Source organism: Microbacterium cucumeris, assembly GCF_058349845.2.
Genome location: NZ_JBYRIZ020000002.1, coordinates 300,423 through 313,251, shown reverse-complemented (window position 1 = coordinate 313,251; position 12,829 = coordinate 300,423). Strand labels below are relative to the sequence as shown.

Annotated in this window: 12 protein-coding genes; 5 read left to right on the top strand and 7 right to left on the bottom strand. The window is 69.9% G+C overall.

From position 1 onward, the window contains the following. Entirely contained in the window at nt 1-1,317 is a 1,317-nt protein-coding gene (locus AC3RXZ_RS08055) for an ABC transporter substrate-binding protein (protein ID WP_491493685.1), read from the bottom strand. Between the two features lie 279 nt (nt 1,318-1,596). On the opposite strand from AC3RXZ_RS08055, the gene AC3RXZ_RS08050 reads away from it, so the two are divergent. The 3 genes from AC3RXZ_RS08050 to AC3RXZ_RS08040 are packed head-to-tail and all read left to right on the top strand — an operon-like array spanning nt 1,597 to nt 4,815. Beyond that, nucleotides 1,597-2,535 (top strand): carbohydrate ABC transporter permease, encoded by a 939-nt coding sequence (locus AC3RXZ_RS08050; RefSeq protein ID WP_491493684.1) that lies wholly within the window; start codon nt 1,597-1,599, stop codon nt 2,533-2,535. Next, nucleotides 2,525-3,427, top strand: a complete 903-nt coding sequence (locus tag AC3RXZ_RS08045; RefSeq protein ID WP_491493683.1) for a carbohydrate ABC transporter permease — start codon at nt 2,525-2,527, stop codon at nt 3,425-3,427. Before AC3RXZ_RS08050 ends, AC3RXZ_RS08045 begins: the two co-directional genes overlap by 11 nt. 32 nt (nt 3,428-3,459) lie before the next feature. Then, on the top strand, nt 3,460-4,815 hold the full coding sequence (locus tag AC3RXZ_RS08040) for a Gfo/Idh/MocA family protein (protein ID WP_491493682.1): 1,356 nt from the start codon (nt 3,460-3,462) through the stop codon (nt 4,813-4,815). Between the two features lie 12 nt (nt 4,816-4,827). Here AC3RXZ_RS08040 and murQ read toward each other — a convergent pair whose 3' ends face one another. After that, nucleotides 4,828-5,763: an N-acetylmuramic acid 6-phosphate etherase gene (murQ, locus tag AC3RXZ_RS08035; RefSeq protein WP_491493681.1), complete on the bottom strand. Its 936-nt coding sequence runs from the start codon at nt 5,761-5,763 to the stop codon at nt 4,828-4,830. After that, on the bottom strand, nt 5,753-6,643 hold the full coding sequence (locus AC3RXZ_RS08030) for a BadF/BadG/BcrA/BcrD ATPase family protein (protein WP_491493680.1): 891 nt from the start codon (nt 6,641-6,643) through the stop codon (nt 5,753-5,755). The genes murQ and AC3RXZ_RS08030 overlap by 11 nt, the downstream gene beginning before the upstream one ends. 63 nt (nt 6,644-6,706) lie before the next feature. Here AC3RXZ_RS08030 and AC3RXZ_RS08025 point away from each other — a divergent pair, with 63 nt between their 5' ends. After that, nucleotides 6,707-7,561, top strand: a complete 855-nt coding sequence (locus tag AC3RXZ_RS08025) for a MurR/RpiR family transcriptional regulator (protein ID WP_243230789.1) — start codon at nt 6,707-6,709, stop codon at nt 7,559-7,561. Nucleotides 7,562-7,565: 4 nt separating this feature from the next. Here AC3RXZ_RS08025 and AC3RXZ_RS08020 read toward each other — a convergent pair whose 3' ends face one another. Together AC3RXZ_RS08020 and AC3RXZ_RS08015 are read right to left on the bottom strand one after the other, a co-directional pair. Continuing rightward, entirely contained in the window at nt 7,566-8,672 is a 1,107-nt protein-coding gene (locus tag AC3RXZ_RS08020; RefSeq protein WP_243230788.1) for a DUF998 domain-containing protein, read from the bottom strand. A 35-nt stretch (nt 8,673-8,707) separates the two neighbouring features. Then, nucleotides 8,708-9,250, bottom strand: a complete 543-nt coding sequence (locus AC3RXZ_RS08015; RefSeq protein ID WP_243230786.1) for a phosphoribosyltransferase — start codon at nt 9,248-9,250, stop codon at nt 8,708-8,710. Between the two features lie 103 nt (nt 9,251-9,353). Here AC3RXZ_RS08015 and AC3RXZ_RS08010 point away from each other — a divergent pair, with 103 nt between their 5' ends. Next, complete coding sequence (locus tag AC3RXZ_RS08010; protein WP_491493679.1) at nt 9,354-11,102, top strand: thiamine pyrophosphate-binding protein; 1,749 nt, start codon at nt 9,354-9,356, stop codon at nt 11,100-11,102. A gap of 16 nt (nt 11,103-11,118) precedes the next feature. Here AC3RXZ_RS08010 and AC3RXZ_RS08005 read toward each other — a convergent pair whose 3' ends face one another. Next, complete coding sequence (locus tag AC3RXZ_RS08005; RefSeq protein ID WP_491493678.1) at nt 11,119-11,733, bottom strand: response regulator; 615 nt, start codon at nt 11,731-11,733, stop codon at nt 11,119-11,121. Continuing rightward, nucleotides 11,730-12,824, bottom strand: coding sequence for a sensor histidine kinase (locus AC3RXZ_RS08000; RefSeq protein ID WP_243230781.1), 1,095 nt, complete (start codon nt 12,822-12,824; stop codon nt 11,730-11,732). Before AC3RXZ_RS08000 ends, AC3RXZ_RS08005 begins: the two co-directional genes overlap by 4 nt. Nucleotides 12,825-12,829: the final 5 nt, after the last annotated feature.

Below are 12,829 nucleotides of genomic sequence, written 5' to 3'. Positions count from 1 at the left end.
TTACTGCTCCAGTGCCGCACCGAGTTCGGCGACCCACTGCTCGCCGGCCTGCGCTGGTGTCGCGCGACCGAAGAGCACATCGGCCTCCATGCGCTGCGACAGCTCGTTCATGATCGAGCCGCCGGACGGCTGCGGCGGAGCGACGACCCCGCTTTCGAGCACGACGTCGACGTACTCGGCCGCGACCTGGCTCGGCCCCTCGAGGAGCGGGGTCACCACGGCCAGCGTCTCCGGGTTGAACGGGACTCCGCGGGTGTCGAGGATCAGCTCGGCGGCGGCGGGCTCGTTGAGGAACCAGTCCACGAGCATGGCCGCGGCCTCCGGGTGGGGCGTCGCGGCGTTGATCGCCCAGAACGCCGACGGGAGCAGGGCGACGCCGGTCGTGTCCGTCGACGTCGGGGGAAGCATGATCCGCACGTCTCCTGCGGCTCCGTAGACGTTCATGAGATTGCTGTAGCCGAAGGTGATGCCCGCCTGCCCGAGCGTGAACAGCTGCTGGTCCGGCGGAAGCGCGACCCCGGAGGCGACCACGGAGGGATCCGGCATGCCGCCTCCGTCCGACAGCTCCTTCTCGATCTCGAAGATGCCTGCGATCTGCTCGGCATCCACGCCGAGCTGACCGTCCCAGTCGTACATGCCGAGCTCGCTGACCTGCGCGGCATAAGTGCCGATGATGTCGGCGATCCTCATGTCGATCCCGTAGACCGGCTGGCCCGCCTCGTTGGTCAGACCGGCACTGCCGATCTCGTTGGCGGCGGCGATGAGGTCGTCCCACGTCCAGCCGTCCTGCGGCACGGCCACTCCGGCCGCCTCGAAGATGTCGGCGTTGACGAACGCGGCGGTCGCATTGCCCCCGGTCGGCAGGCCGTACAGCGTGTCGTCGACGATCGAGTTCGTCAGCGAGAAGTCCGGGTACTGCGAGGAGTCCACGTACTCCCCGACCGTCTCGAAGTCCAGCAGCGCGCCGAGTTCGCCGTACTCCTGCGGCTTCGCTCCCCCGAGCGCGAACACGTCGGGCGCGGTGTCCCCTCCGCCGGCGAAGTCCGTGGCCAGGCGGTTGAAGAGGTCATCCGGCGATCCCACCGGAGTCTGGGTGACGGTGATGTTGGGGTGCTCGTCCTCGAACAGGCCGATGACCTCGTCGAACAGGGCGGCGCGCGCGTCGTCGCCCCACCAGGACATCTCGAGCTCGATCTCCTCGTCCGGGTCGAAGCCCTCGGCGGAGCCCGCGTCGCCGGAGCATCCGCTCAGCGCCAGGGCGGACACGGCGGCGATGGATCCGAACGTCATCACGCGGGTACGGGTGATACGCGTCATTGCGCCTCTTTTCGCTGTGGGCGGCATCGATGTCCGCCAGGAGGGATGGATATCAGAAAACGGTGAAACCGCTTTCTCGAAAGTTAGCATCGGACCGGAACCCTGTCAACGAAGACCTTTCACCACCGCCGACGGCGATCGGGCGACACGCCGGAATGACGGACTTGACGGATGGATTCCCGGACACCAATAATCGTCCTGACCGTGAAACCGCTTTCTCGCATCGCATCCGAGCCGGATGACGTGGAGAAGCATCGCGCAAGCTGACAAGGAGGTCGCATGAGCAGTCTTGGCGAGCTGCGCACCCTCACCCGCACACGCGGGCCGGGCGCGCGCGTCCGAGAGAAGTTCCCCGACAACAAGGCCGCCGTGGCATTCCTGCTGCCGTGGCTGATCGGGATGCTGGGCCTCACGATCGGCCCCATCGTGGCATCCCTGTACCTGTCCTTCACCGACTACAACCTGCTCCAGCCGCCGACATGGTCGGGCATCGAGAACTTCGTGCGGATGTTCTCGGATGCCCGCTTCTGGAACTCGTTCCGCGTCACCGTCGAATACGTCCTGATCGGCGTGCCGTTGCAGCTGGCACTGGCGCTCGCGCTGGCAGTGCTCCTCGACAAGGGCCTGCGGGGCCTGTCGTTCTATCGCTCGGTCTTCTATCTCCCCTCTCTGCTGGGCGGCTCCGTCGCCATCGCGATCCTGTGGCGTCAGGTGTTCGGCAAGGACGGACTCGTCAACGGCGTCCTCGCCTGGTTCGGAATCGACGGCCCCGGCTGGATCGGACATCCGGACTTCGCGCTCGGAACGCTCATCGTCCTGAACGTCTGGACGTTCGGCTCACCGCTGGTCATCTTCCTCGCGGGCCTCCGGCAGATCCCGGCGATGTACTACGAAGCCGCATCCATGGACGGCGCCGGCCGGGTCCGTCAGTTCCTGTCGATCACGTTCCCGCTGCTGACGCCGGTGATCTTCTTCAACCTCGTGCTGCAGATCATCTTCGCGTTCCAGTCGTTCACCCAGGCGTACGTCGTCTCCGGCGGAACGGGCGGACCGAGCGACTCGACGATGTTCTTCACCCTCCTGCTGTACAAGGAGGCGTTCACCGACCTGGACATGGGCTATGCCTCGGCCATGGCCTGGTTCCTGCTCGTGGTGATCGCCGCATTCACCGCCTTCAACTTCTGGCTCTCCAAGTACTGGGTGTTCTATGACGACTGAAACCGAGACCCTCGTCCGTCCTTCCGGCGCCGCGCCCGTGTCCCGCCGTCGGCCGGGGCAGCGTCACGCCCGTTGGCGCTCCCTGCTGAAGCACGTCGTGCTGATCGTCCTGTGCGTCGTGATGGTGTACCCGCTGATCTGGCTCGTCGCCTCCAGCCTCAAGCCGAACGACGAGATCTTCCGGGATCTCAGCATCTTCACGACGAACCTCACGACCGAGAACTACGTCAACGGCTGGAACGACCTCCAGCATCCGTTCGGGCTGTTCCTGCTCAACTCGGCGATCATCGCGTTCGGCGCGATCCTCGGGAACCTGGTGTCCTGCTCGATGGCCGCCTACGCCTTCGCGCGCATGAAGTTCCGATTCCGCAACCTCGCGTTCGCGCTGATGCTCGGGTCGATCATGCTCCCGTTCCAGGTGCTGCTGGTGCCGCAGTTCATCATCTACAAGGAACTCGACTGGCTGAACACCTTCCTTCCGCTGGTCGTGCCGAAGTTCCTCGCGACCGAGGCCTTCTTCGTGTTCCTCATGGTGCAGTTCATCCGGGGTCTTCCGAAGGAGCTGTTCGAGGCGGCCCGCATCGACGGAGCCGGGCACGCCCGCAGCTACTTCCAGATCACGCTGCCGCTCATCGTGCCCGCTCTGGCGACCACGGCGATCTTCACCTTCATCTGGACCTGGGGCGACTTCTTCGGCCCGCTCATCTACCTCCGACTGCCGGAGCTGTTCCCCGCCTCCCTCGCCTTGAAGGGCTTCCTGGACGCGCAGTCCAGCTCGGACTACGGCTCGATGTTCGCGATGAGCGTCGTGTCGCTGGTCCCGCTGTTCCTCGTGTTCCTGTTCGGACAGCGATTCCTCATCAAGGGCGCCGCGACCAGCGGCATCAAGTGACCGGCGCAGAGACGCCGTCGAAAGGACCGCGCATGCAGAAGGATCGATACGGCCTGGTCGGCACCGGTTCCCGAGCCCAGATGTACCTGGAGGCCATCGCGGGACCGCACGCGGACGCGGCCGAGCTCGTCGCCGTGGCGGACACGAACCCCGGTCGTGTCGAATGGTCGCTGGCCCGGCATCCCGAGCTCGGCGATCCCGCACGCTTCGCGCCGTCGCGGCTCGCGTCGGTCGTCGCCGAGCACGGCGTCCAGCGCGTCATCATCACGACGCCGGACTCGACGCATGCGGATCTGATCGTCGAGGCGGTCGACGCCGGTGCCGACGTCGTCGTCGAGAAGCCGCTGACGACCACCGAAGAGGGCGTGCGCCGGATCACCGACGCGGTCCGGCGCACCGGTCGCGGTGTCACCCTGACGTTCAACTACCGCTACTCTCCGCGCAACAGCGCCCTGAAGCAGGTGATCTCGTCCGGCGAGATCGGCGAGGTGACGAGCGTGCACTTCGAATGGGTGCTCGACACCGGTCACGGCGCGGACTACTTCCGACGCTGGCACCGGGACAAGGATCGGTCGGGAGGGCTGCTGATCCACAAGGCGAGCCACCACTTCGACCTCGTGAACTGGTGGATCGACGACACCCCGACGCGCGTCTTCGCCTCGGGAGGACTGCGGTTCTACGGAGCCGAGAACGCCCGGCGGCGGGGCCTCGGCCCCCGCCCGGAGCGCGGCACCACCGACTCCCCGCTGCGCGACCGGTTCAGCCTGGACCTGCGCACCGATCCGGTCTGGCGCGGCCTGTATCTCGAACAGGAGGGATTCGACGGCTACCTGCGCGATCGCGACGTGTTCGACGAGGGCATCACGATCGAGGACAACCTGTCCCTCGTCGTGGACTACGCCCGTGGCAGCACGCTGTCGTACTCCCTGAATGCGCATGCACCCTGGGAGGGGTACACCGTCGCGGTCAACGGGACGCGGGGACGGGCTGAGCTCACGGTCGTCGAACGCGGATCGGTGCTCGTCGACGAGGAGGGCCGGACCGTCGTCGACCCGAGCGCTCGCCCCGACCTCGTCGTCGACGACACCGCGCGTCCGGTGTCGGAGCGGCTCGTCGTGCAGCAGCACTTCGCGCCGGCGCGCGAAGTCGCGATCCCGGACGGCGAAGGCGGGCACGGCGGGGGCGACGCCATGCTGCTGCGGGATGTCTTCGTCGGAGTCGAGGACGATCCGCTCGGACGCACGGCGGACTGGACGGACGGCGTGCGCAGCATGGCCGTCGGCCTCGCCGGGAACCGTTCGCTGGCCACCGGGCAGGCGGTGCGGATCGCGGATCTCGATCTGGGCGCCGCTCACGCGGTGCTCGAGCGACGCGCACCGGCGTCCTGAGCCGCTGCCGCCTCAGCTCAGCGCGCTGATCGCGTCCCGCAGGAAACCGCCGGACGCCTCCAGCGCGGCGGCGCCGGACGCGGCATCCGCCCCGGTCGCCAGCATCAGCAGCGCGAGCTTGACGGAGCCGTCGGCGGCGCGCAGCGCCGCGGAGGCCTCCTCCACACTCGCGCCGGCCAGCTGTGACACGGTGCGGACGCTGCGCACGCGCAGCTTCTCGTTCGTGGCGACCAAGTCCACCATGACGCCTCGGTAGGTCTTGCCGAGCTTGATCATCGACAGCGTCGTCAGCATGTTGACGACCAGCTTCTGCGCCGTGCCGGACTTCAACCGCGTAGATCCCGAGATGAATTCCGGCCCGGTGACGACCTCGATCGCGATCTCGGCGGCGGATCCGATCGCGGAGCCCGCGTTCGCGGCGATCGCGACCGTGAGCGCTCCGGTCTCCCGCGCGTGCACGAGCCCGCTGACCACGTACGGCGTGCGCCCGGATGCCGAGATGCCGACGACCGTGTCGTCCGCGGACAGCGACAGCCGGTCGAGGTCGGCGATCGCGGCGTCCTCGTCGTCCTCGGCATCCTCCACGGCCGAGCGGATCGCCTTCTCGCCGCCGGCGATCACGCCGACCACCATGGCGGGGTCGGTGCCGAACGTCGGCGGGCATTCGCTGGCGTCCAGCACGCCGATGCGCCCCGCCGTGCCCGCGCCGATGTAGATCAGGCGCCCGCCGCGGCGGAAGCGCTCTGTGATGCCGTCGACCGCTGCAGCGATCGGCTCAGCCTGCGCGGCGACGGCCTCCGGGACGCGACGGTCCTCGGCGTTCATGGCGCGGACGAGCTCGATCGTGCTGAGCAGATCGAGATCGCCGCGCTCCGCGGTCTGCGCCTCGGTCGTGAGTCCGGACAGCTCGGCGAGCAGTTCGGCGAAGCGGGAGGAGTCATCCTGCACGATGCACATACCTTTCGTGGGGCAGGTCGGTGCGCGCGGCCAGCAGCAGCGCGCCGTCGAGGGCGTCTCCGCGCGCCGGCACGACCGTGCGGCTCGCGGAGACGAGGGCGGTTTCGAGGGCGGTCCGGAACCAGACATGGTCCGTCAGGCCGCCGTGCAGGGCGACGCGGGAATCGGCGCCGGCCGCCGCCGCGGCGGAGGCCGTGAGCAGCCGCACTGCCTCGGCGGCGATCCCTGCCGCTGCGTCGTCGCCGTCGGCAGCGGCGTCCAGCACGACGGGCGCGAAGGTCGCGAGGTGCCGCGCGGCCGGCCCGCCACCGGCGAGCCACGCGTGCACGTCAGGTGACGGGGCGATGTGCGCATCGAGCGCGGCGGACAACGCGGTGGCGGGGCCGAGTCCGGCGCCGGCGCGCAGGACCGCACGGATCCCCTCCCGCCCCAGCCACGAGCCGCTGCCGAAGTCGCCCAGCTCAGGGCCCCAGCCGTCCACGAGTCGGACACCCCGCGCATCCACCCCGAGCGCGGCCGCGCCGGTGCCGGCGATGAGGAGCACTCCGGGCGATCCGACGAGCGCACCGGCGTGGGCCGTCACCACGTCGGATGCCACCGCAACCCGCGCCGAGGTGCGCACGGCGAGCTCGCCCGCGAGCTGCCGGGCGGCCTCCGGGGCCACCCACGCGCCCGCCGCGCCGACGCCCAGCACGTCGATCGCGTGCGCTGCGGTGTCCAGCAGGGGCACAATGGCTTCCAGCGCAGCTTCCACTCCCCCGGACACCGCCAGTCCGGGAGCCCCCGGGCCGTCGCGTCGGACCGGAGCCGCGGCGTCGGAGACGACGAACCGGCACCGGGTCTTTCCGAGATCGATGGCCGCTGCACGCATGAAAATAGTCTACAGTTCCGAACAACGAGGTGTAATGAACTTTCGGCTCTTCCGAGGAGACGCATGAGCATCCAGACGCGCATCGACGCGACGGCGCCCGCGCTGTCCCCCGCCCTTCAGCGCATCGCAGAGGAGATCCGCCGGGACCCGGCGCTCATCACGCGCCTGTCGATCACCGAGCTCGCCGAGCGCTGCGGCACGTCCGTCGCCTCCGTCGTGAGGTTCTGTCGCGCCGTCGGGGTGACCGGCTACGCCGAGCTGCGCATCTCGCTCGCTTCGGAGATCGGCCGGGAGTCGGCGCAGTTCGGACAGCGCAACGGCTTCGGCTCCGAGATCGGTGCGGACGACTCGCTGCCCGAGATCGCCGCCACCATGGCATCGCTCGAGGTGCTGGCGATCGAGGAGACCATCGCCGCGCTGGACTTCGACGCCCTCGCCGCCGCCGTCGGCGCGATCGACGCCGCCGACCGCATCCTGCTGTTCGGGATCGGAGCCAGCCACTTCACCGCGGCCGACCTCGGACACAAGCTGCTGCGCGTCGGGCGCAATGCCCTCGTCCTCTCCGACGCGCACGAGGCCGTCAGCTCCGCCGCGCTCTCGAACGCCGCGACGGTGGCGATGGGCTTCTCGCACCTGGGCTCGACCGTCGAGACGCTGCGCTTCATCGAGACCGCCCGCGCCGCCGGCGCCACGACCATCGGCGTCACATCCGCCCGGGACTCGCGCTTCGCGGGAGCCGTCGAGCACGTCCTGTACACCGCGGTGCGCGAACCCGCTTTCCGTGCCGGCGCGATGGTGAGCAGGATCGCTCAGCTCGCTGTGGTCGACTGCCTCTTCCTCGGCGTCGCACAGCGCCGCTACGGGGACACCGTCGACGCCCTGCGACGCACGCACGAGGCCACCAGGCAGCTGCGCTGAACCGTCACGCCTCGCCGGAAGCGACCACGGGCACGCCGACGCTCGCCGTGCGCAGGAACACGATGATCCAGCTGAAGATGAGCACCGCCGCGATCAGCTCGACCGCGGTGAGGTTGTAGTAGCCGGTCGCGAAGAACACGCCGAGCAGCACGATCACACCGACGTACACGTACCCGAGGACCACGAACACGCGGGAGATGGTCGGCAGCAGCCAGGGCAGTCCGATCACGAGCGCCGCGAACGCGACCGCCATGCCCGTGGCGACGGTGTTGTGCAGCAGGAAGAACGCGTCGACGGGGAAGATGCCGACACACGCCAGGAACAGCCCGATCAGCACCAGCCCGATGCGCACGAAGCGCCGACCGCGGCGAGCCTTCTCCGTGTCGACCGGCAGACCCGCCGTCGCGTAGCGGGCGATCGTCGTGACGATGATCCCGGCGATGATGAGCGTCCCGTTGAAGATCCAGGCCGAGGCGTTGCTGGCCATGCCGAGCGCCGAAAGGTTGTCCTGCCACCACAGCGGATCCGTCGCCGTCAGCATGCTGGCGAACGCACCGACGACGAGGAACACCGCGAGCACGAGCGAGAGCGACAACGGCGTCAGGGTCGCCGCGCTGAGGTAGCAGATGTAAGCGGTCAGGGCGAACGCCACGGCGACGAGGATCGCCCCGGGGAAGGCGAACACGGGCGCCCCCGTGAAGCTCTGCGACAGGAGCACGGCGATCCCCTCCCAGCCCAGCAGAGCGGTCGCCGCGAACGCGAGCGCGATCGCCGCGCTCTCATACCACCGCACGTGGGCGTCCGGCAGGGCGAGCCCGTCCGGGCGCAGCACCGGACGCTCCCCTCGTTCGCGCACGCCCAGCCGCGCGAGCGCGACGGCGAGAACCGCGACGACGGCGCCGCCGATCGAGGCGTAGTTTCCGATCGATCCCGGCCCGGTGATCTCGAGCGTGCGCCCCCAGAAGACGACGAACGAGATGAGGAATGCCAGTACGAAGAACGCCGCTCCGATGAGCAGCGCGACGGCCTCGATCGAGATCGTCGTCTCTCCGGGGCGCCGGACGAAACGGCCCAGCCAGTCGTTCACGCGCGAGGTCTCCGCAGTCTGCATGCCCTCACGATAGAGCCTGCCGGGCCCCGGTGACGTCAGGCGGTCGGCGGAAGTCCCTGGTCCTCTTCGCGCACGGTGCCCTTGTACGACCACGGGAAGTCGATCCAGAGGTCGGTGTCCTTCCAGGCGTAGTCCGGCTGGATGATCGTCGAGGGCTTGGTGTAGATCGTGACCGAGCGCACCTCGGCGCCGATGTCCTCCAGCAGATGCGCGGCGAGCGCCAGCGTCCGCCCCGAGTCCGCGACGTCGTCCACGAGCAGGACGCGCCGCCCGTCGAGGTAGGCCATGTCCAGCTCGGGCGGCAGCACCTCGGGATTTTCGAGGACGGTGCCGACCCCGGTGTAGAACTCCACGTTGATCGCCCCGCAGTTCTTCGCGCCGAGTCCGTAAGCGATGGCGCCGGCGGGCAGCAGTCCGCCGCGGGCGATCGCGACGACGACCTCGGGGACGAACCCGCTGTCGAGGATCCGGCGCGCGAGATCCCGCGTCGCCTCGCCGAATCCGTCCCAGGTGAGGGTCTCGCGCTCGTTCGCTGCATCAGTCACGGCATCCACTCTAGAATGTGTCCTGTCCGGCATCCGACGCCGGTGCCCGAAAAAGGGGCACGAAGCCCGCGGCGACGACGCGGCGGGGCGAGACACATACGGAAACCCTCCTCCGTCCGTGTCGAAAGGCTCTCGCATGCCCACCGTGTCCGCCCATGTCGCCCGCACCCTCGCCCAGCACGTCGATGCCGTGTTCGGCGTGATGGGCAACGGCAACGCCTACTTCCTGGATGCCATCGAGACGCAGACCGCCGCGTCGTTCACGGCGGTCCGGCACGAGCAGGGCGCCGTGGTCGCCGCCGACGCGCACTACCGCGCATCCGGGCGGATCGCGGCCGGGACGGCGACCTACGGCGCGGGCTTCACGAACACCCTGACGGCCCTGGCCGAATCGGTGCAGGCGCGCATCCCGCTGGTGCTCGTGGTCGGTGACGAGCCGACCTCAGGCCCGCGTCCGTGGGACGTGGACCAGATCGCGCTCGCCTCCGCGGTCGGCGCGCGGACCTACACGGTCGGACGAGCGGATGCCTCGGCGACCACGATCATCGCGATCGAGCACGCCCTCACCTATCGGGTGCCGGTCGTCCTGGCGATCCCGTACGATGTGGCGGCGCTGGAGGCCGACGAGGACACGGCCGAGCGCGCGGCGACGCTGCGACTGCCGGCACCGATGGCGCCGGCCGGGCCGTTCGCCGAAGGGATGCTGGACGAGATCGCGTCGGCCCTGGCGTGCGCCGAGCGCCCGTTCCTGCTCGCCGGACGCGGCGCGTGGCTGGCCGGTGCCGGAGACGCCCTGGGACGCCTGGCCGACGCGGCAGGCGCTCTCACAGCATCCACGGCGCTCGGTCGCGGCGTCTTCCTGCGCGCGGAGTACGACCTCGGAGTCACCGGGGGTTTCGGGGCGGAGGGCGCGATGGAGCTCGTTCGCCGTGCCGACGTCGCGGTGGTCTTCGGCGCATCGCTGAACCAGTTCACGATGCGCTTCGGTGCCCTGTTCGCTCCCGGGACGCGGGTGTACCAGGTGGACGTGTCCGCGTCGGCGACGCACGCTCATGTCGGAGGTTTCGTCCGCGGCGACGCGCGACTCGTCGCCGAGGAGCTCGTGACGCGGGTGACCGCGGCGTCGGATTCCGGGGCCGGGGCCGGGGCCGTGCCGGACTCCGGCGATTCCGACGCTTCCGGCTCCGCGGATGCCGCGAGACGCGATTCCGCAGGAGTTCGGCGCGCGCCCTGGCGGGAGTCCGTCGACGTCGCGGCCGCGCGCGCCTATGCTCCTGGCGATGAACAGGCGCCGGACGGACGCCTCGACCCCCGTTCGGCCGCCCGCCGGATCGCCGAACTGCTGCCCGCGGACCGGATCGTGGTGTCCGACGGCGGTCACTTCATCGGCTGGGCGAACATGTACTGGCCGGTGGCGTCTCCCGATCGCATGATGATGGTCGGCACGGCCTTCCAGGCCATCGGCCAGGGCTGGCCCAGCGTCGTCGGCGCGGCACGCGCCCGTCCGGAGGCGACGATCGTCCTGACCACGGGGGACGGCGGCGGGCTCATGGCCGTCGCCGACCTCGAATCCGCCGTCCGGACGGCCGGCGGGCGCGGATGCGCCGTGGTCTGGAACGACGCGGCCTACGGTGCGGAGGTCAATCTGTACGGTCTGAAGGGGCTGGCCGAGGAGCCGATGCGCATCCCCGAGGTCGACTTCGCCGCGTTCGCCTCCGCGGTGGGGGCCGAGGGCGTCGTCGTCCGCACCCTCGCCGATCTGGACAGGCTCGGATCCTGGGCCGCAGAGGATTCCTCCGCACGCCGTTTCCTCCTCCTGGATCTGCGCATCTCGGGCGACGTGATCGCGCCGTACCAGGAGGAGATCATCCGCGTGAACTCCTGACCGGGGTGCTCCCCCGTCAGATCCACCCCTTGTCCTGCGCGATGCGCACGGCCTGAGCGCGATTCGCGGCGCCGGTCTTGCCGATCGCGGACGACAGGTGGTTGCGCACGGTCCCCGCGGAGAGGAACACCTCGGATGCCACGGCGGCCGCAGACCGGCCGTCGGCGGCGAGTCTCAGCACCTGGCGCTCCCGCTCGCTGAGCGGATTCGCTCCGCTGAACAGGCTCTCCTCGGCCAGCGCCGGATCGACGACGCGGTTCCCTGCGTGGACGCGGCGCACCGCGTCGGCGAGCTGCTCCGCCGGAGTGTCCTTCACGACGAAGCCGCTGGCTCCGGCATCCAGAGCCTGACGCAGATAGCCGGGGCGGGCGAAGGTCGTCACGATGAGCACCTTCGTCGCCTCGCTCGCCGTGCGGATCCGCCGGGTCGCGTCGATGCCGTCCGTCCCCGGCATCTGGATGTCCATCAGGCAGACATCGGGTGCCGTCTCGCGCACCAGGCTCACCGCCGCTTCGCCGTCCGCCGCGGAGCCGACCACCTCGAGGTCGCCTTCGAGCTCCAGCAGCGCGGCGAGCGCGCCTCGTACGAGCGCCTGATCGTCGGCGATCACCACGCGGATGCTTTCGCTCACCACATCACCTCCACGAGGGTTCCGCCGGAGTCCTCGTCGTCGATCCGGAAGCGCGCACCGGCGGCGGCCGCGCGCTCGCGCATGCCGCGCACGCCGTTGCCCTCCTGATCGCTCCGCCCGCGGCCGTCGTCCGCGATGGACAGCCGTCCCGGCCCGACCTGCACGCGTACCAGGGATGCCTCGGCGTGGCGCAGTACATTCGTCGTCGCCTCGCGCAGGATCCAGGTGGCGGTGAGCGCCTGCGCCGGCGACAGGGCTGCGGGGTCGCCGTCGACCGCGAGCTCGACCCCCGCGGCCCGCAGCGCGTCGCCGCTGGCCGCCAGCTGCTCGTCGAGCGTGACCGTCCGTGCACCGGACACGGTCGCGCGCACCCCGGCGATCGCCTCGGCCGTGAGGGACTCGATGTCGGCGAGCTCGGCTCTGGCGCGCTCCGGGTCGGAGTCGATCAGCCGGCGGGCGAGCTGGGCCTTGAGTCGCACGACCGTCAGCGAATGTCCGATCAGATCGTGCACGTCGCGCGCCACGGCTTCGCGCCCCGTGCTCGTGGCCAGTTCGAGGCCGAGCCGTTCGGCCTCGGCCGACCGGGTGATCAGCGTCGTCGACACCGTGTTCACCACCGCGAGCAGCGCGATGATGATGAGCAGCGTGACGTATCCGACACCGCCGGGGGCGAGCAGGACGAACAGAGCAGCGATGATCAGCGCTGCGGCGATCGCGATCCAGTGCCACGCACGGGTGAGGCCGTACGAGGCGAAGGACATGATGAACGGCAGGAAGCTCAGCGCCGTCCCCCCCACCGCCGGAGCGCAGAGCAGTGCGCAGCAGATCAGCCCGGCGAAAAACAGCCAGGGACCCGGTCCGCGCGGCGACCCGATCGGCGCATCGCTGCGCATGCCGCGGATCGCCCCGACCACGTACAGCACGACGAACAGGACGAGCGCGGTCCACCCGAGGACGACCCACGCCGTCGCGGCCTCCGAGCGCACCAGGCCCACCATCGGATAGATGAGGAAGACCAGCCAGATGAGGGCCATCACCGACGCGAACCGCTCCCACGGCTTCTGCGCGGTGCGCCGGGTGTGCGTCCTCATCTCCC